The organism is Neisseria flavescens, from assembly GCF_001618065.1.
Taxonomy (GTDB): Bacteria; Pseudomonadota; Gammaproteobacteria; order Burkholderiales; family Neisseriaceae; genus Neisseria; species Neisseria flavescens_A.
Genome location: NZ_LAEI01000073.1, coordinates 1 through 23,072 on the forward strand (window position 1 = coordinate 1; position 23,072 = coordinate 23,072).

Consider the following 23,072-nt stretch of genomic DNA (forward strand, 5'->3'; position numbering starts at 1 on the left):
AGGGCATCCTGGAGGGTAAGTTTACCTTGAAGGCGGTGGCGCTGGATAGGGAAGCGGAGCCGAGGGTGCTGCGCTTGAACGAGTCACTGACGGCGGTGGTGTGCGGGAAGATGAAGGGGAAGGGCAGTTGTACGGACGGCGAGGAGATATTTAGGGGTAATGATGCGGAGTGTAAGCCTTTTATGGGGTAGAAATCTGATCGAAAGGGAGGAAGCGGATAAAGAAAAAAGGACGTGCGCGGGTACGTCCTTTGGGGAGAGGGGTTATTCGCTCCAGCTGACCCAGCCCAGCATCCAAGTAAGGAGAATCAGACCACCAAATACGATGCGGTAGTAGGCAAAAGGCACATAGTTTTTACTGGAGACAAATTTCAGCAAAGCTTTTACTGCCAATAAACCGGCGATAAATGCTGCGATAAAACCGATGGCAATTTGTCCGACATCTTGCAAGGTAAAAAGTTTGTAGTTTTTTAAGATGTCGTAACCTGTGGCCGCAATCATCATTGGTACAGCAAGGAAGAATGAAAATTCAGTAGCCGTTTTACGTTCCAGCCCCCACAGCATACCACCCATGATGGTACTGCCTGAACGTGATGTCCCAGGGATAAGGGCACAAATTTGGGCGCATCCTACAACAAATGCGTCAATTGGGCGCATATCATCGACATGGTTGACTTTAGGTTTTGCTGTTGCTTGGCGTTTTTCAACCCATAAAATGAAGAAGCCTCCCAGTACCAGCATGGTAGCAACGGTAATCGGGTTGAAAAGATGCAATTTAATTTGTTTACTGAATAAGAGGCCAACAATCGCAGCGGGGATGAATGCGATAAATAAATTCAGCACAAAGCGATTGGCTGTTCGCTCTTTGCCTAGTCCTTTTATGATATGGGTAAATCGTTGGCGATATTCGAATACGACGGCTAATACGGCACCGAGCTGGATGGCAATTTCGAATACTTTACCGTTACTTTGGAAATTCATTAAGTCGCCGAATACAATCAAGTGACCGGTACTTGAAATAGGGAGGAACTCGGTTAAACCTTCGATAATACCGAGAATAAGTGCTTTAAATAAAATCAGAATGTCCATAAGTTTTCAGACGGCCTTGAGGCCGTCTTTCTTTTGTTGAATAGTTAAAGTGGTTTTGAGGATTGTTCGCGACGGGCTTTGACGATGAGGTCATCTATGGTTTTCATACCGACTTTCCAGTCGCCACCATTGAAATTGACTTTGTATTTACCACCGACAATGACAGTTGGTGTGTTTTCAATTCGATAAGTTTCCGTCAATTGCTGCATTTTTGCAGCAGCCGACGCGGCAGCAGGGCTATTGTAGGCTTGAAGCAGTTTTTGACTGTCAAAACTTGTCTGTTTACCAACCCATGATCGGAATACATTTGCATCAGCCAGGTTGATTTTTTGTTCGTAAACTGCTTTGAAGATGACTGGATTGGCCTGATATTTTAAACCTGAAAGATTGACGGCAGCGGCTACTTTAGCCAAGCCTAACATTTCAGGCATCCAAACGACGTGTTCTGTCCGTAAGGAAACATCTTTGGCAAAGGTTTTGCTGTGTTGCAACAAAACTGGATCGAGATGGTAACAATGGACGCAGAAGTAGCCGAAAAATTCTAGCACTTCAATTTTTCCGGCTTGTTGCTGCGGAATAGGGCGACTGAGGACAGTATAGTCCACGCCCTCGGTAGCAGCCTGCGCACTCAGACTGAGCAGGCTCAGGCTGAGTGCGGAAATGGTTTGTTTTATATGCTGCTTCATCAGTGATTCCATTATTTGCTAGAACGAATCAAGCTGTTGATATTATGGCCTTGCAGGTTTTTTTGCAGTTTTACAGCGGCTTCCTGCGGCATGGTATTACTTTGAACTCGGTAAATGGTTTTGTCGCCGTTTTGCGATTCAACCACTTTGGAAGAAACACCTAAAATAGCTAGTTTTGCACGTTGTGAGTCTGCGCTGGAGCGGTCTGCATATGAACCAAGTTGCAGGAAGGCTTTTTTACCGCTGTTCACAGCTGCTTCGGCTTTTTCTGCTGACTGTTTACTTGCAGTGTTGCTGCTTTCTTTTGTTGTAGAGGCATTTGCTGCTTTACGTGCTTTTTCGATGCTGCCGCTGTTGAGGATTTGCTCAGGTGTCGGCTTGTTTTGTTTTTTGGCTTCGGCTGCTTTTTTCTCAGCCAATTTGCGCTCGGCACGCTCTTTTTGTTTGTCGGTCAGTTGGTCGGCTGCTTTTTTATCTTTTGCAGTTTTATCAGTAGCTTCTTTTTCAGCTTTGGCTTTTTCTGCGCGTTTTTTCTCTAATTCGGCTTTTTTCTCGGCCAGTTTTTTCTTGGCGGCTTCTTTTTCTGCTTCCGTTTTTGCGGCTTTTTCTTTGGCTTCGCGTTCGGCTTTATCGGCGGCAGTTTTGTCTGCTCTTTCTTTGGCTTCGCGTTCAGCTTTGTCGGCGGCGGCTTTTTCAGCTTTTTCTTTAGTTTCGCGTTCGGCTTTTTCTGCTTCAGCTTTATCCGCTTTTTCTTTGGCTTCACGTTCTGCTTGTTCAGCTTTTTCCTGAGCTTCTTTGGCAGCCTTTTCAGCCTCTTCTTTAGCTTTGGCTTCTTTCTCTGCTGCTTCTTTTTCAGCAGCTTCTTTTTCTGCTTTGGCTTTTTCTTCATCTGCTTGGGTAGATGAAGTGTCGGTAGCTGGGCGTTTCTCTGCTTTGTCCTGAGGTTTCAGGATTTCAGGTTCTTCGCTTTGTTTAGGCTGAGTCAGCTCTTTGAAAACGTTTTGGTTGCCTTGGTTCAAGAAGAACAAAATACCGGCAATAATACCTGTTGCCAGTATCAGGCCGAAAAAGAAACCGGCCAAGCCTTTGCCATATTGTGTAGATTTTTTCATGACTTACCTTGTAATAATGTGTTCAGACGGCCTGAGGGGAGACTGTCTGAGTTTAGATTCGATATTTTATCAATAACCGTTATGGACGGCAAAATCCTGATGCTTTGTTTACTCTAGTTTTACTTAAACATAAAGATTCAGGCCGTCTGAAAAGTTAAAGGGCGCGACGGAAGCCGATGGCTTTCATCACATGGGTTTTGCTGACTTCTTCGTCGCCTGCCAAATCAGCCAGCGTACGGGCAACGCGCATGATGCGGTGGAAGCTTCGAGCGGAAAGGGACAGTTTTTCGAGCATGGTTCCCAAGGCTTCTTGCGCTTCTTTTTGGATGCGGGCTTTACCATCGAGCTCGCTGATACTCAGTTCGGCATTGACTTTGCCTTGTCTGTTGTATTGGATTTTGCGTGCGGCGGTAACGCGTTCCAATACTGTGGCACTGGATTCGCCTGCTTCTTGTTGCATCAATTCGGCAGCAGAAAGGCTGGGTACTTCGATGGTTAAATCAATACGGTCGAGCAATGGCCCTGAAATTTTGTTGCGGTAGCGGGCAACACTTTCAGGCGTGCAACGGCAAGGTTTGGACGGATGGCCAAGATAGCCACAAGGGCAGGGGTTCATGGCGGCGACAAGTTGGAACTTGGCCGGATAAACTGCTTGGCGTGCGGCGCGGGAAATATGGATTTCGCCGTTTTCCAAAGGTTCGCGCAATACTTCTAATACTTTACGGTCAAACTCGGGTAATTCGTCTAAAAACAACACACCGTGATGCGCCAATGAGATTTCGCCCGGACGTGGGTCTGAACCACCGCCTACCATGGCTGCCGAGCTGGCGCTGTGATGAGGGCTACGGAAAGGACGGTTGCTGTCGAGTTGCTGTTGATGGTTGGGCAGGAGCGAACGCAATGCCCATACTTCGACCAATTCGTCTTCGGTCAAAGGCGGAAGGATACCGGGCAAACGTTGCGAAAGCATGGATTTGCCTGTACCCGGCGGACCCATCATCAGCAGGCTGTGTCCGCCTGCCGCTGCGATTTCCAAAGCGAGGCGGGCGGTATGCTGGCCTTTAACATCGGCTAAATCAGGAATTTTACTTTGTTCAGAGGGCCTTTGCGTCAGCTTGCATTCGGTTTGTGTCAACGGTTCGATGCCGTTTAAATGGGCGGCCACTTCGCCTAAAGAACGCGCTCCATAAACCGCGATACCGCGCATGACGGCAGCCTGTTCGGCATTTTCTTGCGGCAAGACGAATGAACGGCCGGCCTGCATTCCCTGCCATGCCATGGCCAGCGCGCCGCGCACGGGACGCAGCAGGCCGGACAGTGCCAATTCTCCGGCAAACTCATATTGCACGAGTTTTTCAGGATTGATTTGTCCCGATGCGGCAAGAATGCCTAAGGCAATAGGCAAATCGAAACGGCCGGATTCTTTTGGGAGGTCGGCCGGTGCGAGGTTGACGGTAATTTTCTTGGCGGGAAAGTTGAAGCCGCTTTGGATGATGGCGGCACGTACACGGTCGCGGCTTTCTTTGACTTCAGTATCGGGCAAACCGACGATATTGAAATGTGGCAAGCCGTTGGCAAGGTGGGCTTCCACTTCGACCAACGGCGCATTCATGCCGCTTAAGGCGCGGCTGTAAACCAAAGCAAGCGACATGTTTCAGACGGCCTTATTCGGCAGCTTCAGTTTGTTGTTTGATTTCGGCAACAGCTTCTTCCGCAGCAGCTTCGGCAGCTTTCAAAGCAGCTTCTTCAGGCTCTTGAGCGGCTTCGAGTTTGGCCAAACGGGCTTCCAATTCGGCCAGTTTGGTACGGGTTTTAATCAAAACCTGTTGTTGGATGTCGAATTCTTCGCGGGTCACCAAATCCATGCGGTTGAATGCGCTGCCGAGCATGGCTTTAACGTTTTTTTCCATGTCTTTGGCAGGGCTGTTGGCGATGGTTTCGCTGATTTTGGAGCTGACTTCTTCAAAAAGTTGTTTGCCGAACATAATCCGTATCCTTTATTCAGAATGTATATAGAAATTCAAGTGGCTATTGTATAAGGAAAAAGGCCGTCTGAAAACGGGAATTTTGAGACGGCCTTTGCTTTCTATCGTAAATATTCCGTGTATTTTAACGTTCAACACGGGCTTCAAAAATAGGCATCAGCCACGCGCCGCCTGTGAAGCCTTTGCATGAACCGGTGGTGTGTTCCTCACTGCGGACAAACGTTTTACCATCCCACACCGCTGCATTGCCAGACCAGCAGTCGCCGATCCCTCGGCCTTTGAAGCTGCCGCTAAGGGTGGCTGTTTTCTCATCGAATCCGCCGTGCCCGCCGTATGTCATTGGCGGCAGCACTTGTTCAATTTTGGTCAATTCTTTATCGGCAATGGCATAGTAGCCGCTGGTTTGATAAGCACCGCCGATACAGATGGCCGAAATCAAAACCTGACGATCGTTGAGCGGATGGACATACAGGCTGCGATTCCAATCCATGTGCTCTTTATCATGCAGGGCGGGGCAGTAATTGTCATCGTCAGTGGGAGCATGGTTGTTGCTGTCTCGCAGCAGTTTCATGACGGCATTGTGGCGCGGCGTGTTTTGCTCCAGCGTCTTGCCTGCATTTTTCGGCACGGCAATGGCGCGGATAACGGGTTTGGGCTGAGGATTTAATACGGCCTGACTGCTGTTGCCTTTGCGTATCAGCGCGGAAGGTGTGTTCAGACGGCCTTGGAATTCATCCGCTTTCAACATTGCCGCCGCTGCGCCTTTGTCGGACAAATGCCATTCATAATTTCCAGAACGAATGCTGATTTGGCTCTCTTTTTTCAATGCTTCGAGCAAGGCATTGGTTTGTGCGCTACTCAATTTGCCTTGGCCTTTTTTATTGAACGCCAATTTGCCCAGTGATTTACCGTTCAATACCAATTCGTTGCGGGTTGCAATGCTGGCGAGTTGTGCTTCATCGTCATTAAATGGCAGTAGGGAAACTTCGCCAATTACGGCTGCATTCGCCCCTGCTTGTCGGGTAAACAGGATAGAAACCGGCGGCTCTGTTTCATCTGCCTGATATCCGGCAAGACGGCAGGTGCCGGTATTGTCGCAAGCAATGTCCCAGTCTTTGTAATTTTGATAAAAGCCTTGAGGCGGAGTAGCCAGTACGGTGGCAGGCAAAACAGCCAGCAGCCATTTTTTCATGATGTATTCTTTCAATTTTATTTATGTAGATTCACAAAGACAGCATAGCAATCCAAAATTTCGTTGCACTGTTTTTGTGAAAATACGATGTGTCGTTCGTAAAAAGGTTTTGAATATTTAGGTGTAAAAAGGCCGTCTGAAACTCCCGTTCAGACGACCTTTATTGTTTTTTTACACGCCTGCGGCTGCTTTCAATGCGGCTGCTTTGTCGGTGCGCTCCCAAGTAAATTCAGGCTCCTCGCGGCCGAAGTGGCCGTAGGCAGCGGATTTGCTGTAAATCGGGCGCAGCAGGTCGAGCATTTGGACGATGCCTTTAGGGCGCAGGTCGAAATGTTCGCGAACCAGGGCAATCAGTTTTTCTTCGCTGATTTTGCCGGTGCCGAAAGTATCGATGGAAATCGAAGTCGGTTCGGCAACACCGATGGCGTAGGAAACTTGGATTTGGCATTGGGTTGCCAAACCGGCGGCGACGATGTTTTTCGCAACGTAGCGGCAGGCGTAAGCGGCGGAACGGTCCACTTTGGACGGGTCTTTGCCGGAGAATGCGCCGCCGCCGTGCGGAGCTGCGCCGCCGTAGGTATCGACGATGATTTTACGGCCGGTCAAACCGCAGTCGCCTTGCGGGCCGCCGATAACGAAGCGGCCGGTCGGGTTGATCAGGTATTTGGTTTCGTCGGTCAGCAGTTCAGATGGCAGAACCGGTTTGATGATGTGTTCGATCACGGCGTTTTTCAGCTCTTCGTAACCGATAGACGGATCGTGCTGGGTAGACAGGACGACGGTGTCGATGCGTTTTACTTTGCCGGTTTCGCTGTCGTAAACCACGGTCAGTTGGGCTTTGGCATCAGGGCGCAGCCAAGGCAGGCGGCCGTCTTTGCGCAATTCGCTTTGGCGTTGCATCAGACGGTGGCTGTAATAGATGGCAAACGGCATCAGGGTAGGGGTTTCGTCGCAGGCATAGCCGAACATCAAACCTTGGTCACCCGCGCCTTGGTTCAAGTCGATGCCTTCGCCTTCGTTCACGCCTTGGGCGATGTCCGGAGATTGTTGGTCGTAGTACACGCCGACTGCGCAGCCGTTGGCATCAAAGCCCAGCTCGGAGGAGTTGTAGCCGATGCGTTTGATGGTTTCGCGTGCGACTTTGATGTAGTCCACTTGGGCAGTAGTAGTAATTTCGCCTGCCAATACACACAAGCCTGTGTTGACCAAGGTTTCTGCGGCGACACGCGCTTTTGGGTCTTGCGCCAAGATGGCATCCAAAATCGCATCGGACACTTGGTCGGCAACTTTATCCGGATGGCCTTCGGATACCGATTCGGAAGTAAACAGATATTCGCTCATTGCTATTCTTTCATTAAAAACAGGCTGCTGTGTTTTCAGACGGCCTTTTATTTCGGACAGCGGAAATCATAACAAAAACTCCGCTTTTTCTCTATACAAGTGAGAAACATTCGCACTTGCCTGCTGTTTCGGAATCCTGTTGCACGTTTCTTACAGGCAAAAAAATTCCCGCATTAAGCGGGTTTGGATTGCTCTGGCGAGCCACATCGGTTTTTCAACCGTCCACCTTACCTTTCTTTCTGAAAAGCAGGTTGGCATGGAATTCCCAACTCTTAATGCAGCGCGGATAGTAGCAGAAAAGCAGGTGTGCCGCAATATATTTGCCCGAAGTCTGTTTTGTTCAGACGGCCTGTTTCGTTTACAATCTGTCCACTTCATTTCGGTAAAATCTTATGCAAACGCTTGTTACCTTTGTTTTTAAATTTTTGGCCGCGCTGCCTTTGGCTTGGCTGCACAAATTAGGCAACCTGCTTGGCAGTTTGGGTTTCCGCTTGCTGTCGAAAGATCGCCGAAGGGTATTCGAAAACATGACACTTGCCGGATTGAACCCGACGGATGAGGCAGTAAAAAAAGTTTTCCGTGAAACGGCAAAAGGCGGCTTGGAATTGCCGGTGGCGTTTTTCAGACTGCCTGAGGAAATTGAAAACCTGTTTGTCAGCGTCAACGGTTGGGAACATGTTCAGACGGCCTTGAGTGCGGGCGAGGGTTTGCTGTTTATCACGCCGCACATCGGCAGCTATGATTTGGCGGGTCGCTACATCAGCCAGCAACTGCCGTTTCCGCTGACTGCGATGTACAAACCGCCGAAAATCAAGGCATTTGATGCGGTAATGCAGGCAGGGCGCGTGCGCGGCAAAGGTAAGACTGCGCCGACCAGTATTCAGGGCGTCAAACAAATCATCAAAGCGCTGCGCGGCGGCGAAGCGACCATTGTTTTGCCGGACCATGTACCGTCTCCGGAAGAAGGGGGCGACGGCGTGTGGGTGGATTTTTTCGGCAAACCTGCCTACACCATGACGTTGGCGGGCAAGCTGGCGCAAGTCAAAGGCGTGAAGGCTTTGTTTTTCTGCGGCGAGCGTCTGCCTGACGGTAAAGGCTTTGTCTTGCACATCGAGCCTTTGCGCGGCGAATTGAACGGCGATAAGGAGAACGACGCGCGCGTGATCAATGAAAATACTGAGTATTGGATACGCCGTTTCCCGGAGCAATATTTGTTTATGTACAACCGCTACAAACATCCCGAGGGCGCGCCTTTCCCGCCGGAAATATAGGCTTGCCGAATGTAAAAAACCTGCTTGGACTCAAGCAGGTTTTGTATTTGGTCGGAATGAGAGGATTCGAACCTCCGACCCCTTCGTCCCGAACGAAGTGCGCTACCGGGCTGCGCTACATTCCGAATGTGGGAAATTATAGGATAGGAGAAGCCGGTTTGTACAGGGGTCGATAAATAATTAATAATTGACTGCCGATGGGTTTGTTTTGTTTTAGGCCGTCTGAAGCGATGCGTTTCAGACGGCCTGTATTTTTGTTTGCCGCTTCTGCTGAAGCATTTGTCCTAATGGCATTATAATGTGGGCAATTGTTTTTTAGATTGTCTGCTATGTTTTATCTTTATCAGTCCGACCGTTTGGAAGCGCTTGCCGAAATGTGCGCGCATATTCATCAGGCCTTGCCTTTGGATGCGGTATTGGCGCAGGAAGAAGTGGTGGTGCAGAGCCAGGGGATGCGGCGGTATCTGAATGTGTTTTTTGCGCGCAAACTCGGCGTGGCGGCGAATTTGAAGTTCAGCCTGCCGGCCGGTTTGGCGTGGCAGCTGATGCGTAAATTGGTTCCCGATGTGCCGCCGCTCAGCCCGTTTTCGCCTGAGGTCATGCGTTGGCGTTTGCTGGATTTGTTCCGCAGCGAAGCGTTTCAGACGGCCCCGGAATACGAAAACGTGCGCCTGAAGCTGGAAAGTTATTTGCACAGCTCGGCATCGGCGGATTATCAGCTTGCTGGACAGATGGCGGATATTTTCGACCAATATTTGGTGTACCGCCCGGATTGGATTGATGCGTGGCAGGCTGGGAAGCTGCTGGGTTTGGGCGATGATGAGGATTGGCAGGCGCGGCTGTGGCGTTATTTGGACGATGGCAGCCAATCAGCGCCGCACCGCGTGGCCTTGTGGGAAAAGCTGTTGGCGCAGTTGGATAAATCGGTCTTGCCGCAAAGGTTTTTTGTATTCGGCATTTCGACAATGGCGCCGATGTATCTGCAACTGCTGCACCAAATTTCCAAGCATTGCGATGTGTTTGTGTTTGCGCTCAACCCGAGCAGCCAATATTGGGGCGAGGTCATCGACGAGGCACAGATTTTGAAAAGGGGCGATGAGGCGGATTTGTCGCAGGCAGGGCATCCGCTGTTGGCTTCTTTGGGTAAGCAGGGGCGCGATTTCTTTGATTTTCTGTCGGAAGTGGAAACCGAGCAGGATATTCAGGTTTATGAAGAGGGAAAAGACGATACCTTGTTGCATTGCCTGCAAAACGATATTCAAAACTTAATCATGCCGTCTGAACGCTTGTATCAACAGGAAGAAGGCGAAGCAGGCGCGCAGCCGACTTTGCTTCAGGTTCACGATGCGGACGGCAATCCAGTGTGCGTCGAGCCGGACAAACTGTTGAATGACGGTTCCATTAAAATCGTCGCGGCCCACAGCCCTTTGCGCGAATTGCAGATTTTGAAAGAAGAGCTGTCGCTGGTGCTGCAAAAAAATCCCGACTGGCAGCCGCACGATATTGCCGTTTTGACGCCGAACATCGAGCCGTACAGCCCGTTTATCGAAGCCGTTTTTGGACAGGAGCAGGCGGGCAGCCAGGCTTTGCCGTATTCGATTTCGGATGTAAAACTCAGCCGCCGCCAACCCTTGCTGTATGCTTTGGCGCAAACTTTGGATTTGCTGGAAAGCCGGTTTGAAGTGGACAAGGTTTTGCCTTTGCTGGAAAGCCGGTTGGTGCTGCAACGCTTCGGGTTGAGCGAGGAAGATGTGCCGCTGCTGCATGAGGCTGTTGCCGGGTTGAATGTGCATTGGGGTTTGGACCAAACCATGCGCGAGGGTAAAGACAACCTCTTTACTTGGCAGCAGGCGGTAGAGCGTTTGGCCTTGGGCTGGATGCTGCCCGAAGGCGGCAACGGCATGTGGCAGGGCGTGAGCGCGTGGCATAGCAATGTCAACCAGTTGGACGTGTTCAGCGGTTTTGCCGAATTTATCCGTACTTTGGCCGATATGGCGGCGCAATGGCAAGAGCCTGCCAATGTGGAGAGCTGGGTGCAGCGTTGCCGTGATTTGCTGGAGAAACTGTTTGCTCCGGATACGGACGACCAATACGCCAAGCAGCAGTTTGAGCAGTCTTTGGCGAAATGGCAGGAAGAGGCGCAGTTGGCCGAATTTGACGGATTGTTGCCGTGTAAAACCGTTATCCGCCATATCCGCCGCTTTTTGGACAGCGAAAGCCAAGCCGGATTTTTGAGCGGCGGCATCACTTTTTGCAGTATGGTGCCGATGCGCAGCCTGCCGTTTAAAATGGTTTGCCTACTGGGTTTGAATGACGGCGATTTTCCTCGCAATACCAAAGCGGCGGTGTTCGACCTGATTGCCAAACATCCGAAAAAAGGCGACCGCGCCCGCCGTGACGACGACCGTTATCTCTTCCTCGAAGCCTTAATCAGCGCGCGCGAAATGTTGTATTTGTCTTATATCGGCCGCGATATACGCAATGATGCCGAGTTTGCGCCGTCTTCATTAATCAGCGAGCTGCTGGATACCATCGCCGCCATGACGGGGAAAAGCGGGCGTGAGTTGTCGGAGAAATGGGTGAAACATCATCCTTTGCAGGCGTTTTCGCGCCGTTATTTCCAAAAGGACGCGCTTTCAGACGGCCTCTTCAGTACGCGCCAAGATTATGCCGATGCATTGAACCAACCGCAAGCGGAAGCGCAGCCGTTTTTCCTTGAGGCTTTAAGTCAGGAAGAGCCGGGCAAAACCATTCATCAAGGCGAACTCATCAGTTTTTGGCGCAATCCTGTCAAAGTTTGGCTGAAGAAAAATTTAAGCTGGGATCAGCCGTATCTGGACGGCGCATGGGAATCTGCCGAACCGTTTGAGCCGCAACATGAAGGTCGGATTGCCGATGCCTATTTGGATGCGCGGCGCAAAGGTAAAGATTTTGAAGATACGGCCATTCGGCTGAATGCGGAAAGTCTGATGCCGGTAGGCGAGTTGGGCGGCTTATGGCAGAAGCAGTATCAGATATCTGCGAAAAACGTGGATACCGAGTTGATACACAGTAACAAAAGGCCGTCTGAACCTTATGAAGAATCCTTTGACGATTTGGTTTTACAAGGCACCATCGGCAATCTTTATGAGTGCGGCCGCATTGTGTTCCTAAATCAAAAAGACAATGCGCCCAACCGCATTGCCCGTTTATTGGAGCATTTGATTTTTTGCGCCATCGCCCCTAAATCCGTTGAAAGCCGACAAACCTATATTGTCAGCCTGGGACAGACCGAAACCTATGCCGCCATCGGGCAAGAGGTGGCGAGGACACTTTTGAAAGAATGGTTGGTATATTTCCGAATCGGACAAAATACCCCCTTGCCGTTTTTTGCCAAAACCAGCCTTGCCGCTGCGGAGGAGTACAACAAGAAAGAGGATTGGGATGCTGCCTTGAGAAAAGCCCATGATGTTTTTAATGGCAATAAAATGAGCAAAGGGCAGAAAGAATATACCGAAGTGAAGCTGGTGTTTGGTCATTCGGAAGAATCGCCGCTTGATGAGCCACTATTTGAAAACCTCGTCGTCAATCTACTTGTTCCACTTTTGACCGGCGTAGCAGGGAAAACCAATGCAACAGAACAGGAGTAAAGCATGGCCACTTATGCAGAATATTTAGATTTTGATACTGAAGAAGACAAATTGAAACAGCAGCAACTCTATCAGGCGACCGAGTTGTCGGCGCAAACGGTAGCAGAGGTTAAAAAGATCAGTCGTCCGCAAAACTGGTTGCTTGCCGCTGCGCCATATTGTCCTGATTGTCGCGTGTTTGTGCCGTTTATTCAGAAAATGGCGGAGTTGAACCCCAATATCCGCGTCAACTATATTGCCCGTAACGATTTTGACGACAGCAGCCGTTTCGATAATCCTCGCCAACAGGAAATCGTCCGTACCAACCAAAAAATTCCTGCACTGTTCCTGATGGGGCATGAAGAGGCCGGGCCTGTGTTTAACGAGTTTCCGCAAGTGGTGTTAAACCAAATTGCGGCAGATGAAACCGGTCGCACGGAATTGCGCGATGCGTACCGTGCCGGCGAATTTAATGCCGATATTGAGGCTCAGATTGTAGCGGCGTTGGCATGGGCAGAGCAGCGTTGTTGAGTAGATATTGTTGGTGTGTAAGACTATATTTTGAGCCACTTTGATAAAGGGGACAATTTCTAGTGTAATTTAGTTCTTACCTAGATTTTCTCATTATGTATTTACGTTCTGGAACTTCAATGGTTTGAACAATTTCAAATCCCTCTTTTTGGTAGAGGTCTCTAGCTATTTGATTTGACTCAAAAACCGTTAGGGAAATACTTTCTATTTCTTCATTTTCAAACATTTCTTGAAGAAAGTATTGAAAAGCTTTTCTACCTAATCCTTTTCCCTGCTTCTGTGGAGCTATGAGAAATCTTCCAATATGAAGATTTTTATCTTCTAGTTTGATTTTCTGGATGATGCCTACAAACTCTTCTCCAACAAAAATGGAAAAAATCCCTTCCATCTTTTGCAAGGATTGGGCAATCAAGGGATAAGAAATCTTTGGCCCCATCCATTGCTTCTGAAAACTTTCTCCCAAAGCATTAGACCACTGACAAATGAGTTGGGCATTTTCTAACTGAAGTCCTTTTTCAAAGTGAATTTTCATATTTGCTCCTAAAACTTCTCTTATATCCAACTATTATACTCTTTCTCATATTTTTTCCGAATAATTAAGTATGATTCAACTTTATTTTTTCTTGTTGGAACGATTCTTGCTTCCTTTCTTTGCTTTGTAATAAAAAGGCCGTCTGAAAAGATTTCAGACGGCCTTTTTTGATGCTCAACGTTTGATCAAATCTCGATTTTATTCGGCGTAAAGGTTTGCCATTTGTTGCAGGCTGGGCAGTGCCAGAAGAAGACTTGGGATTTGAAGTGGCAGTTGCGGCAGCGGTACATAACGCTTTTTTGCAGCTGGCGGCCGATAATGGAACGAATCATATCGGTGTCGGCTTTCCACTCCGGATTCATACTGCTGAGTTTCAAGCCAAGCAGGCGGTACACGCCGTTGAGGTCGGGTTTTTGGCGGACGAGTTCGACAGCGATTTGCGCCGCTTCGGTTTCGCCTTTGAGCAGCAGAGCCTTTTCGTAGATGACGTTGATCAGGTCAAGATCGGGAAAGGTTTGCATATAGCCGATGAGGCGGTTGAGGCCTTCTTCCTGCTTGCCTTGCGCGGCATAGGCTTCATAGAGCTTCTCGCCGACCATGCTCAGATAGGCGTGGTTTTGCTGCTCGATGGCGGAATACGCTTCCACTGCGGCAGGGAAGTTGCCCTGACGGTATTCGATGTCGCCGAGGATGATGTTGGCGCGCGTACATTTCTTGTTGGCTTCGAGTGCTTTGCCGATGTTGTAGCGTGCGGCGTCGAAGTTGGACTTGAACAGTGCGGCTTGGGCGATTTCGCAATAGAACTGGGCGATTTCAAACTGGTAGGTTTGTTCGTCATGGCTCAAGAGTTGCGCCATTTCGATGGCTTTTTCCCAGTCGCGGTCTTGTTGGTAAATACTCAAAAGGTGTTGGCGGGCTTCGCGTGCCATATCGCCTTCCTGCAAGCCGAGGAAGATTTGTTCGGCACGGTCCACCAAGCCTGCGCTTTGGTAGTTTTGCGCCAATTCAAAAAGCACGCGCGCGCGTTTTTCGTTGACTGTGTCGGGCGAATCGAGCAGGGCGCGGTGCATATTGATGGCTTTGTCGTTTTCGCCGCGTTGACGGTAGAGCTTGCCTAGGGTCAGGTTTAAGTCGTATGACTGCGGCTGTTGGTCAATCACTTCCGCCAATTCGCGCGCGGCGCGGCCACTGTTGCGGTCAACGAGGGCGTCAAGGCTTTTGTAAAACCCTGCCGGTATGCTTTTGGCCTGTTTCAGGACGGTCTTCATATCGACGCGCGCGGCAAACCAGCCCATAGCGAAGAAAACGGGGAGGAGGACGATGGGCAGTAAGATGACCCACAATTCGTTGTCCATGGTATTCCTTTATTGATTGGTGGCATTACGCTTTGGGAGTGGCTTCGGAAGTCGTTGCCGGTGTTTCGGTTTTGACCGGGGTCAGGTCTTTTTCGGAAAGGTGGGCGTATTTTTTCACTTCGGCACGCAGGCGGTTGTTTTCGCTGCGCAGGGACAGCAGACGGCCGAAGAGGGCAAACATACCGAACACGATACCGATAATAAATGCACCGAAAAGCACGACAATTAGCGGCAGATTGATGTTTTGGCCGGGCAGGTAGAAGAAGGATACGGTGTGGGTATTGGTAATGGCCAGCAGGAGGAAAACAAGAAGAATCAGGATTTTGATGATGGTAGAGATGAGTTTCATGGGTTGCTCCGGGTGGGCCGCGGTTGGGGCAGGCCGTCTGAAAAATGGTATCAGTTTAAACGATTTGCCAGATTTCGGATAGGACGGCATGTTTCAGACGGCATGGGAAGGGTATCTTTAATGCTGACGGGTACTTGTCAAACCCATATTGAAAGGCGTATTGTTCAGTCTTTAGTTATTATCTTACAAATCAGAATAAGAAAGGCAATCATCATGAGCAGACCAGTCCCAGCCGTATTCGGCAGCGTTTTCCACGCTGAAATGCCCGTTATCGCTTATCGTGAAGGTAAATGGCAACCGGTAGAATGGCAATCTTCCAAAGACCTGACACTCGCCCCCGGCGCACATGCTTTGCATTACGGCAGTGAATGTTTTGAAGGTTTGAAGGCATTCCGTCAGGCAAACGGCAAAATCGTGATGTTCCGCCCGACCGCCAACATTGCGCGTATGCAGCAAAGCGCAGATATTCTGCACCTGCCGCGTCCTGAGACAGAGGCTTATTTGAATGCTTTGATCGAATTGGTCAAACGTTCCGCTGAGGAAATCCCTGATGCGCCTGCCGCTTTGTACCTGCGTCCGACTTTGATCGGTACCGACCCTGTGATCGGCAAAGCCGGTTCTCCTTCCGAAACAGCCTTGCTGTACATTTTGGCTTCTCCTGTCGGTGACTATTTCAAAGCCGGTTCGCCCGTTAAAATCTTGGTGGAAACCGAACACATCCGTTGCGCCCCGCACATGGGCCGTGTGAAATGCGGCGGCAACTACGCTTCCGCCATGCCTTGGGTGTTGAAAGCCAAAGCAGAGCACGGTGCAAACCAAGTGCTGTTCTGCCCGAATGGCGACGTTCAGGAAACCGGCGCGTCTAACTTTATCCTGATTAACGGCGATGAAATCATTACCAAACCGTTGACCGACGAATTCTTGCACGGCGTTACCCGCGATTCCGTACTGACTGTTGCCAAAGATTTGGGCTACACCGTTACCGAACGCAACTTTACCGTTGATGAGCTGAAAGCCGCGATTGAGAATGGTGCGGAAGCGATTCTGACTGGTACGGCTGCGGTTATTTCTCCGGTAACTTCTTTCGTGATTGATGGCAAAGAAATCGAAGTGAAGAGCCAAGAGCGCGGTTACGCAATCCGTAAGGCGATTACCGACATTCAATACGGTTTGACAGAAGACAAACACGGCTGGTTGTTCGAAGTTTGTTGAATAGAACGCATTTAATAAAAAAAAGGGCCGTACTGAAATATTTTTACTAGACGGCCTTTTTTATTGGTTTTTAGTATGGTGAAGCAATAATAAAATACTAAATTTTAGTACAAATAAACGGTAGTATTTTAAGATAATCGGTATATAATGAATAGTCATGTTGTAAAAATACATATTGGAAATATCGAATTTTATTGATTTTTAGAAGAAGTTAAAAACAGTTATAGATATTTATTCTGTATATTTTGTAAATTTAGTTAAATAGGGAATGCTAAAGACATGTCGTGTTAGAATTTCCCTCCTTTTTGGCTTCGCGGGATTCACTCTGTCAAGTCAAAAAGGAAACCAGTGCAAGATAAAACCATTTTTATTTTGCTATAAAAATCAAAAATAACTTAACTCTGGATGAACTAATCAATTAAAAAGGGACTCTGATACATTTCCGTCAAAAATAACCGGACACATGGTACGCGGACAGATCGCCTATATAAAGTCATCCAAGGGTTCTGTCTGACACCATGACCGTTTCCAATCAGAAAACCGGCAGAAGGGGAAACGCTGCCGAGTTTCTCAAAGCGGCCAACTTCAGTTTGGCCTTTATACAGGCAATTGTTGTTACGACAGAATCCGTCTTACCTCTTTAATCAATCGGCTTTTTTGTTGCACGCTTGTGCGGCGGGAAAGGCGATATTCGATACAAGGAAATACGCTGATTATGTCACATAAACTTGCTCCTCTTGGCCGCACCCACATTCGTCACGGCTCATCTACACCTGAAGCAAATCCCAAATCATCTTCTCCTCTAAAAGAATGGATACACACCCACAATTGGGGGGATATGCCGTCGGTTTCTCCTGAGCTTAAGCAATTAAGCGGTAAAAATACTGTAACGAGAGAAGTAGTGTATGTGGCGGAGGCAGCAAGATTCGACAGTTCTCCATCATCTTCAGACGGCCTTGTGACAAAAATGCATGTTACACGGGCCAGCGTTGCTTCTGTAAGCAGCGTTTCCAGTAAACATATCATTGCGCCTAAAGTGGCGAGTAAACACGTTGTTTCAAAAGAACCGGTAAACAAGTCGGTTAATCAGTCGATGGAAAAAGTCCTGGCTGAAAGGCAAAAAGTTTACGAAGAAGCTAAAGCAAAAAAATAGCCGAGGCTGCCGCTGCCAAAGCAAAGGCGGTCGAACGCGCAAAAGAAGCGCATAAAGCGGCAGTCGAAAAAGCGGTTGCAGAGCGTAAAGCCAAACTCGAAGCCGCACGCAAAGAAAAAGAGGCGGAAGACAGAATTGCCGAAGAAAAAGAAACCGTTGAGATTGTCCATAAAAAGAATCTGAAGGATTCAGACGGCCATGACAAAATAGTGGGCGTTTCTTACGGCAAAAAAGCAATCAATAGTCACGACGGACACCTCAGTTCGGGTAAAGCAAACAAAATTGACGATCATGCCGAAAGCAGGGCCGGTGTATCTGGAAAATACCGCGTGTATCAATCTAAAGAGTACGGCAATTATGTTCGTGTGAATGATTTTGGTGCCGATGCGCAGGGTGAAAAAGACAGCCTTCAGGCATTTAAAGCGGCTTTAGAGGCGGCGCACAAAGAAAAAGCCATGGTTTTCTTGGATGGTACTTACTATATTTCCAATCAGATTGTGATGGATAAAACCGTCTCCGGCGCGCGTGGCTTGTTTGGTTCGGGGATGGGCAAAACCAAGGTAACGTTTGATAAGGCGCAGACGGGTGTGTTCAATCCGGACACCAACCATGATGACATTCGCCAATTTGCCGGTATCTTGATTGATGGGCAAAACAATAAAACCATTGCCGACTTGTCGGTTCAATATACCAACCCTGATTTTTACCGCAAAGGCTTAAGCTATTTTGGCAAGGTAAACGGCATTTTGGTGAACGATGCGGACAATACTTTAATCAGCAAAGTAGAGGTTTCCGGTGCCAATCGCGCTGGTGTGATGTTTACATCGACCGCCTCTTTGGAGACGGAAAAAGGTCAAAAGCTGACCTTTAAAGCGCGCGTACAAAGTGGCGAAATTGATGAAACATATGAAGCGCTGCCTTTGGGTGAAAACAACCGTATTGTTGATTCGTATCTGCACCACAACCGCGTTGCCGGTGCGCTGATTGGTTTCCAACAAAACTTTATCGGCGAGGGCAACCGTTTGGATTGGAACGGACACGAAGCGGACGGCGGTACCGGCTACGGTATGGCTGTGGCTGCCGGCAGCTACAATTACGGCATCACATACCGTAAAAACACGACCGACCATAACTACCGCAAGGGTTTGGATGTGCATGATGGTACAGGCATTGTCATTGAAGACAATGTGTTAACGGGTGACCGACTGTATGGCATTGTTGCCTACAACCGCCAGTTTTCTATGGATAAAGTCAAAATTACCGGCAATACCATTATTCAAGATCCGAGCTTCCGTTTAAATGTTGATGATGACTTGGGCAAGTACTACCACATGTATTCAGGTATTCAGGTGCAAACCAATACCCAATACAAAGATTTGCACTCGGCTGACAAAGGCTATTTTGATATCAGTAATAATGTCATTAAAAATCTGACGGTTTATCAAAACAATATTCAGACCTACGCGATTGAGTTCCGTAACCATGAAAGCAAAATGGATTACACGCTCAATATGGCAAACAACAAGATCAGCGGCGAATCCACCAAATATCTGATTGCCGTCATCAACGATACCTACGACCGCGTTTTATCTAAAAACGGCATTGGTAGCGGTACCATTACCATCAGCGGCAATGATGCCGATATCGGCAAGATTATGAAAGGCGCAGTACCGGTTTATGTGGAAGAACACCATGGTAATGTCGCTATGCATGGTGCGGTAACGATTCACAATAACAAAATTTCCGTGCGTGAAGAATCTGAAGGCTATGTCGAATTTGCTTATTTGAAAAGCAATGCCAAAGAGTACAACATCACCAATAACACATTGAAACTTGGTGGTGCCCTGAATGATGCTTTGGTAGACGTACACAGTACCAACCCTAAGGGCAAAGCATCTTTAAATGTAGCCAACAACAAAATCATGACGGACATTAAAGGTGAACTGTATGATTCATGGCTGCGCTTTGAAAACGACATCAAGACGTATTCAGAAGGCAATAGCCATAATGGCGAAGCACTGAAAAAGGTGAATACGACCGGCAGTAAAGTTGCATTGAGCGATATCTTGTCAGAAGCCAACCATATTGTCGAAACGACTAAAGAGACTGTGTATCATCATGCTAAGAACGTGTATACATCAGGAGTGGAAGAACATCATACAACGACAGGGATTTTGTAAGCTGTTGAAGTCGTAATCTTTATAGTTTAAATATCGATAAATAAAAAAAGGCCGTCTGAAAATTTTCAGACGGCCTTTTCATCTAACTCACATTATTTAGCCAGTTCGGCACGCAGTTTGTGGGTTACGTTCATCATCACTTGGAGTTGTTCCAGAGTTTCTTTCCAACCACGTGTTTTCAGGCCGCAGTCAGGGTTAACCCACAGACGTTCAACCGGTACAACCTCGATGGCTTTGCGCAACAGGTGCTCAACTTCAGCTTCAGTCGGTACGCGTGGGCTGTGGATGTCGTAAACGCCTGGGCCGATGTCGTTCGGGTATTTGAATTCGCCGAACGCAGTCAAGAGCTCCATATCGGAACGTGAAGTTTCAATGGTGATGACGTCAGCGTCCATAGCGGCGATGGCTGGCAGGATGTCGTTGAACTCGGAGTAGCACATGTGAGTGTGGATTTGAGTGCTGTCTTCGCAACCGGTAGAGGACAGGCGGAAAGATTCACCGGCCCAGTTCAGGTAGGCGTCCCAATCGGCACGTTTCAAAGGCAGACCTTCGCGGATGGCAGGTTCGTCAATTTGGATGACTTTGATGCCGGCTTTTTCCAGATCCAATACTTCGTCGTTCAAAGCCAGTGCGATTTGTTTGCACACGGTAGAGCGAGGAATATCGTTGCGGACGAAAGACCATTGCAGAATGGTTACAGGGCCGGTCAACATACCTTTCATCGGGCGTTTGGTCAGGCTTTGTGCGTAAGTAGACCAAGCGACAGTCATGGCTTCAGGACGGCTTACGTCACCGAAGATGATAGGTGGTTTAACGCAGCGTGAGCCGTAGCTTTGTACCCAGCCGTATTGGGTGAATGCAAAACCGCTCAACAATTCGCCGAAGTATTCAACCATGTCGTTACGCTCGGCTTCGCCGTGTACCAGTACGTCCAAGTCCAGTTTTTCTTGCTCTTCAACCACCAAGGCGATTTCTTTTTTCATCGCAGCTTCGTAATCGGCGGCAGACAGTTCGCCTTTTTTGAAGGCTGCGCGTGCTTGGCGGATTTCGGTAGTTTGTGGGAAAGAGCCGATGTTGGTAGTCGGCAGCAGAGGCAGGTTCAACCATGCTTGTTGCGCTTTGATACGGTCGGCAAATGGAGATTTGCGTTGGTCTGCGTTGGCAGGCAAATCGGCCAGGCGTTTGGCAACGTCTGCACGGTGGATTTCGCTGCTGTTGGCACGGGAGTCGGCAGCAGCTTGGCTGGCGGCCAGTTCTTCGGCAACAGAATCACGACCTTCGTTCAATGCGGCTTTCAGAACGCGCAATTCTTGGGTTTTTTGCAGGGTGAATGCCAACCAAGAGTACAGATCAGGTTTGTTGGCTTTCAGTTTTTCTTCAACTGACAAGTCAAATGGAGTGTGCAGCAGAGAGCAAGAGCTGGAGATCCACAAACGGTCGCCCAGTTTGGCTTGCAGAGGCTCAACAGTTTCCAAAACTTTGTTCAGGTTGGCGCGCCAAATGTTGCGGCCGTCGATAACGCCAGCAGACAGAACTTTGTCGTAGTCGGCAAATTCGTCCAGTTGCTCAGGAGCGCGTACCAAATCGATATGCAGGCCGTCAACAGGCAGGGATTTCAGCAATGCGGCGTGTTCGGCAACAGAACCAAAGTAAGTGCTCAACAGGATTTTGGCGCTTACTTTGCTCAAAGTAGCGTAAACGTCTTTGTATGCTTCTACCCATTCTTTAGGCAGGTCAACAGTCAAAGCAGGCTCGTCGATTTGAATCCACTCGGCACCGGCTTCAACCAAAGCAGTCAGGATTTCAACGTAAACAGGCAACAGTTTAGGCAACAGGCTCAGACGGTCGAATTCAACCGCGCCTTTTTCTTTACCCACCCACAGGAAAGTCAATGGGCCGACGATGGTCGGTTTGGCTTTCAGGCCCAAAGCTTGGGCTTCTTGCAGTTGTTGAACATAGTGTTTGGCGTTGGCTTTGAATTCGGTATCGGCGTGGAATTCAGGCACTAAGTAGTGGTAGTTGGTGTCGAACCATTTGGTCATTTCGATAGCGAATTGGTCTTTGTTACCACGGGCCAGTTGGAAGAATTGTTCCAAAGACAGGTTTTGGCTGTCGAAGCCGAAACGGGCAGGGATGGCACCGGTAGCAACTTGCAGGTCGAGGATGTGGTCGTAGAAAGTGAAATCGCCTGCAGCAACGAAATCGGCGTTGGCAGCAGCTTGGTGTTTCCAGTTTTTCTCGCGCAAGTCTTTAGCAACAGCCAGCAATTCTTGCTCGCTGATTTCTTTGCGCCAGTATTTTTCTTGTGCGAATTTCAATTCGCGGAAGGCACCGACGCGCGGGAAGCCTGAAAAATGCAATGTTGTCATGTTAACTCTCCTAGTTGGAATTTTGAATCAGGCCGGTATGGCCTGAATGTTCAATATTGTAAATCAGAATGGGGAGGCCGTCTGTTTTATTAACGCGGACGCACGCCCAAAATATGGCAGATGGCGTAAGTCAGTTCGCTGCGGTTGAGGGTGTAGAAGTGGAAGTCTTTGACACCTTCGCGAGAGAGGACTTTGACCATGTCGATGGCGATGCTGGCGGCAACAAGGTTGCGCGTGCCTTGGTCGTTATCCAAACCTTCGTACATTTTAGACAGCCAGCTTGGGATTTTGACGTTGGTCACTTGGGCCATTTTGGTCAATTGTTTGAAATTGGTTACAGGCAGAATGCCGGGAACAATTTCAACGTCAATGCCCATCATCACGCAACGGTCGCGAAAGCGCAGATAGCTTTCCACGTCGAAGAAGAATTGGGTAATAACGTGGTTTGCACCCGCATCGATTTTTCGTTTCAGATTGATCAAGTCGGCTTGGGCGGATTTGGCTTCCGGGTGAACCTCAGGATAGGCCGCTACGGAAATGTCAAAGTCTGCAACGGAGCGCAACAGTTTGACCAAATCTTCGGCATAGAAAGGTTTTTTCTCGTAGCCGGGCGGCTCGTCGCCACGCAAGGCAACGATGCGGCGGATACCGCTGTCCCAATAGTCTTTGGCAATTTGACGTAACTCGTCAGGGCTGGCATCGATACCGGTCAAGTGAGGGGCTGCGTCAAGGCCGGTTTCTTGTTTGATGCGTTTAACGATACTGTGTGTGCGGTCGCGTTCGCCGGAGTTTGCACCGTAGGTTACGGAAACGAATTTCGGATGCAAGGTTTGCAGGCGATGGATGGAATCCCACAGCATGGTTTCCATTTGTTCGTTTTTCGGTGGGAAAAATTCGAACGAAACATTGATGTCGCCTTTTAAATCTGAAAGGCTGTTGTTTAAAGCGGCGATTTCTCGAGCGTGATTCATGGTTATGCACCTTCTGCATATCTTTTATTTGTTGTCAGGTTGCATAATAAATTTGAGGTTAACATGAGTCAATTTCGAAATTTTCCGAAATTGTATGAATAGATTTAATAAAGACCTCAGGCCGTCTGAAAAACAGC

16 protein-coding genes, 1 tRNA gene, 2 pseudogenes and 1 riboswitch are annotated in these 23,072 nt (G+C 48.7%); of the genes and pseudogenes, 6 read left to right on the plus strand and 13 right to left on the minus strand.

Annotated elements, in window-relative coordinates; genetic code table 11:
- Positions 1-191: pseudogene (locus tag TW89_RS11890) on the plus strand (type IV pilin protein); the annotation flags it as partial.
- A 72-nt stretch (positions 192-263) separates the two neighbouring features.
- Here TW89_RS11890 and TW89_RS11225 read toward each other — a convergent pair.
- From TW89_RS11225 to metK, 7 genes are all read right to left on the minus strand, one after another.
- A complete protein-coding gene (locus tag TW89_RS11225; RefSeq protein ID WP_070608078.1) occupies positions 264-1,088 on the minus strand; it encodes an undecaprenyl-diphosphate phosphatase in 825 nt (274 codons plus the stop codon).
- Between the two features lie 44 nt (positions 1,089-1,132).
- Entirely contained in the window at positions 1,133-1,774 is a 642-nt protein-coding gene (locus TW89_RS11230; protein WP_070608096.1) for a thiol:disulfide interchange protein DsbA/DsbL, read from the minus strand.
- An 11-nt stretch (positions 1,775-1,785) separates the two neighbouring features.
- Positions 1,786-2,886, minus strand: coding sequence for an SPOR domain-containing protein (locus tag TW89_RS11235; RefSeq protein ID WP_128581482.1), 1,101 nt, complete (start codon positions 2,884-2,886; stop codon positions 1,786-1,788).
- A 154-nt stretch (positions 2,887-3,040) separates the two neighbouring features.
- The gene (locus TW89_RS11240; RefSeq protein ID WP_128581483.1) at positions 3,041-4,537 is read right to left on the minus strand and encodes a YifB family Mg chelatase-like AAA ATPase; all 1,497 of its coding nucleotides are present in this window, start codon (positions 4,535-4,537) and stop codon (positions 3,041-3,043) included.
- Between the two features lie 13 nt (positions 4,538-4,550).
- Complete coding sequence (locus tag TW89_RS11245; protein WP_003684455.1) at positions 4,551-4,871, minus strand: accessory factor UbiK family protein; 321 nt, start codon at positions 4,869-4,871, stop codon at positions 4,551-4,553.
- A gap of 124 nt (positions 4,872-4,995) precedes the next feature.
- Positions 4,996-6,063 carry a DUF1176 domain-containing protein gene (locus tag TW89_RS11250; RefSeq protein ID WP_128581484.1) on the minus strand — a complete coding sequence of 356 codons (1,068 nt, stop codon included), beginning with the start codon at positions 6,061-6,063 and terminating at the stop codon, positions 4,996-4,998.
- Between the two features lie 171 nt (positions 6,064-6,234).
- Positions 6,235-7,404, minus strand: a complete 1,170-nt coding sequence (gene metK / locus TW89_RS11255; RefSeq protein WP_049351011.1) for a methionine adenosyltransferase — start codon at positions 7,402-7,404, stop codon at positions 6,235-6,237.
- Positions 7,405-7,577: 173 nt separating this feature from the next.
- Positions 7,578-7,688, minus strand: a riboswitch (SAM-I-IV-variant riboswitch).
- A 108-nt stretch (positions 7,689-7,796) separates the two neighbouring features.
- Here metK and TW89_RS11260 point away from each other — a divergent pair.
- On the plus strand, positions 7,797-8,675 hold the full coding sequence (locus TW89_RS11260) for a lysophospholipid acyltransferase family protein (RefSeq protein ID WP_128581485.1): 879 nt from the start codon (positions 7,797-7,799) through the stop codon (positions 8,673-8,675).
- Between the two features lie 48 nt (positions 8,676-8,723).
- On the opposite strand, the gene TW89_RS11265 is transcribed toward TW89_RS11260, so the two are convergent.
- A tRNA-Pro gene (locus TW89_RS11265) sits at positions 8,724-8,800 on the minus strand.
- Positions 8,801-9,004: 204 nt separating this feature from the next.
- On the opposite strand from TW89_RS11265, the gene recC reads away from it, so the two are divergent.
- Both recC and TW89_RS11275 read left to right on the plus strand, forming a co-directional pair.
- The gene (gene recC, locus TW89_RS11270) at positions 9,005-12,304 is read left to right on the plus strand and encodes an exodeoxyribonuclease V subunit gamma (RefSeq protein ID WP_128581486.1); all 3,300 of its coding nucleotides are present in this window, start codon (positions 9,005-9,007) and stop codon (positions 12,302-12,304) included.
- Between the two features lie 3 nt (positions 12,305-12,307).
- Positions 12,308-12,814 (plus strand): thioredoxin family protein, encoded by a 507-nt coding sequence (locus TW89_RS11275; protein ID WP_004521060.1) that lies wholly within the window; start codon positions 12,308-12,310, stop codon positions 12,812-12,814.
- Positions 12,815-12,890: 76 nt separating this feature from the next.
- Here the strand turns inward: TW89_RS11275 and TW89_RS11280 are convergent, their stop codons facing one another.
- From TW89_RS11280 to TW89_RS11290, 3 genes are all read right to left on the minus strand, one after another.
- Positions 12,891-13,346, minus strand: coding sequence for a GNAT family N-acetyltransferase (locus tag TW89_RS11280; RefSeq protein ID WP_004521061.1), 456 nt, complete (start codon positions 13,344-13,346; stop codon positions 12,891-12,893).
- Between the two features lie 185 nt (positions 13,347-13,531).
- A complete protein-coding gene (gene lapB / locus TW89_RS11285; protein ID WP_003684462.1) occupies positions 13,532-14,701 on the minus strand; it encodes a lipopolysaccharide assembly protein LapB in 1,170 nt (389 codons plus the stop codon).
- A 25-nt stretch (positions 14,702-14,726) separates the two neighbouring features.
- A complete protein-coding gene (locus TW89_RS11290; RefSeq protein ID WP_128581487.1) occupies positions 14,727-15,050 on the minus strand; it encodes a LapA family protein in 324 nt (107 codons plus the stop codon).
- 213 nt (positions 15,051-15,263) lie between these two features.
- On the opposite strand from TW89_RS11290, the gene ilvE reads away from it, so the two are divergent.
- Both ilvE and TW89_RS11300 read left to right on the plus strand, forming a co-directional pair.
- On the plus strand, positions 15,264-16,262 hold the full coding sequence (ilvE, locus tag TW89_RS11295; RefSeq protein WP_128581488.1) for a branched-chain-amino-acid transaminase: 999 nt from the start codon (positions 15,264-15,266) through the stop codon (positions 16,260-16,262).
- 1,093 nt (positions 16,263-17,355) lie between these two features.
- Positions 17,356-19,595: pseudogene (locus TW89_RS11300) on the plus strand (right-handed parallel beta-helix repeat-containing protein).
- Between the two features lie 92 nt (positions 19,596-19,687).
- On the opposite strand, the gene metE reads toward TW89_RS11300, so the two are convergent.
- Positions 19,688-21,964: a 5-methyltetrahydropteroyltriglutamate--homocysteine S-methyltransferase gene (gene metE, locus TW89_RS11305; RefSeq protein WP_128581489.1), complete on the minus strand. Its 2,277-nt coding sequence runs from the start codon at positions 21,962-21,964 to the stop codon at positions 19,688-19,690.
- An 89-nt stretch (positions 21,965-22,053) separates the two neighbouring features.
- The gene (metF, locus tag TW89_RS11310; protein ID WP_049330686.1) at positions 22,054-22,935 is read right to left on the minus strand and encodes a methylenetetrahydrofolate reductase; all 882 of its coding nucleotides are present in this window, start codon (positions 22,933-22,935) and stop codon (positions 22,054-22,056) included.
- Positions 22,936-23,072 lie beyond the last annotated feature (137 nt).

Excerpts from the sequence above, each read along its gene's own strand:
- TW89_RS11225 (WP_070608078.1), bottom strand. The coding sequence starts at position 1,088 with ATGGACATTCTGATTTTATTTAAAGCACTTATTCTCGGTATTATCGAA.
- TW89_RS11230 (WP_070608096.1), bottom strand. The coding sequence starts at position 1,774 with ATGAAGCAGCATATAAAACAAACCATTTCCGCACTCAGCCTGAGCCTG.
- TW89_RS11235 (WP_128581482.1), bottom strand. The coding sequence starts at position 2,886 with ATGAAAAAATCTACACAATATGGCAAAGGCTTGGCCGGTTTCTTTTTC.
- TW89_RS11240 (WP_128581483.1), bottom strand. The coding sequence starts at position 4,537 with ATGTCGCTTGCTTTGGTTTACAGCCGCGCCTTAAGCGGCATGAATGCG.
- TW89_RS11245 (WP_003684455.1), bottom strand. The coding sequence starts at position 4,871 with ATGTTCGGCAAACAACTTTTTGAAGAAGTCAGCTCCAAAATCAGCGAA.
- TW89_RS11250 (WP_128581484.1), bottom strand. The coding sequence starts at position 6,063 with ATGAAAAAATGGCTGCTGGCTGTTTTGCCTGCCACCGTACTGGCTACT.
- metK (WP_049351011.1), bottom strand. The coding sequence starts at position 7,404 with ATGAGCGAATATCTGTTTACTTCCGAATCGGTATCCGAAGGCCATCCG.
- TW89_RS11260 (WP_128581485.1), top strand. The coding sequence starts at position 7,797 with ATGCAAACGCTTGTTACCTTTGTTTTTAAATTTTTGGCCGCGCTGCCT.
- recC (WP_128581486.1), top strand. The coding sequence starts at position 9,005 with ATGTTTTATCTTTATCAGTCCGACCGTTTGGAAGCGCTTGCCGAAATG.
- TW89_RS11275 (WP_004521060.1), top strand. The coding sequence starts at position 12,308 with ATGGCCACTTATGCAGAATATTTAGATTTTGATACTGAAGAAGACAAA.
- TW89_RS11280 (WP_004521061.1), bottom strand. The coding sequence starts at position 13,346 with ATGAAAATTCACTTTGAAAAAGGACTTCAGTTAGAAAATGCCCAACTC.
- lapB (WP_003684462.1), bottom strand. The coding sequence starts at position 14,701 with ATGGACAACGAATTGTGGGTCATCTTACTGCCCATCGTCCTCCTCCCC.
- TW89_RS11290 (WP_128581487.1), bottom strand. The coding sequence starts at position 15,050 with ATGAAACTCATCTCTACCATCATCAAAATCCTGATTCTTCTTGTTTTC.
- ilvE (WP_128581488.1), top strand. The coding sequence starts at position 15,264 with ATGAGCAGACCAGTCCCAGCCGTATTCGGCAGCGTTTTCCACGCTGAA.
- metE (WP_128581489.1), bottom strand. The coding sequence starts at position 21,964 with ATGACAACATTGCATTTTTCAGGCTTCCCGCGCGTCGGTGCCTTCCGC.
- metF (WP_049330686.1), bottom strand. The coding sequence starts at position 22,935 with ATGAATCACGCTCGAGAAATCGCCGCTTTAAACAACAGCCTTTCAGAT.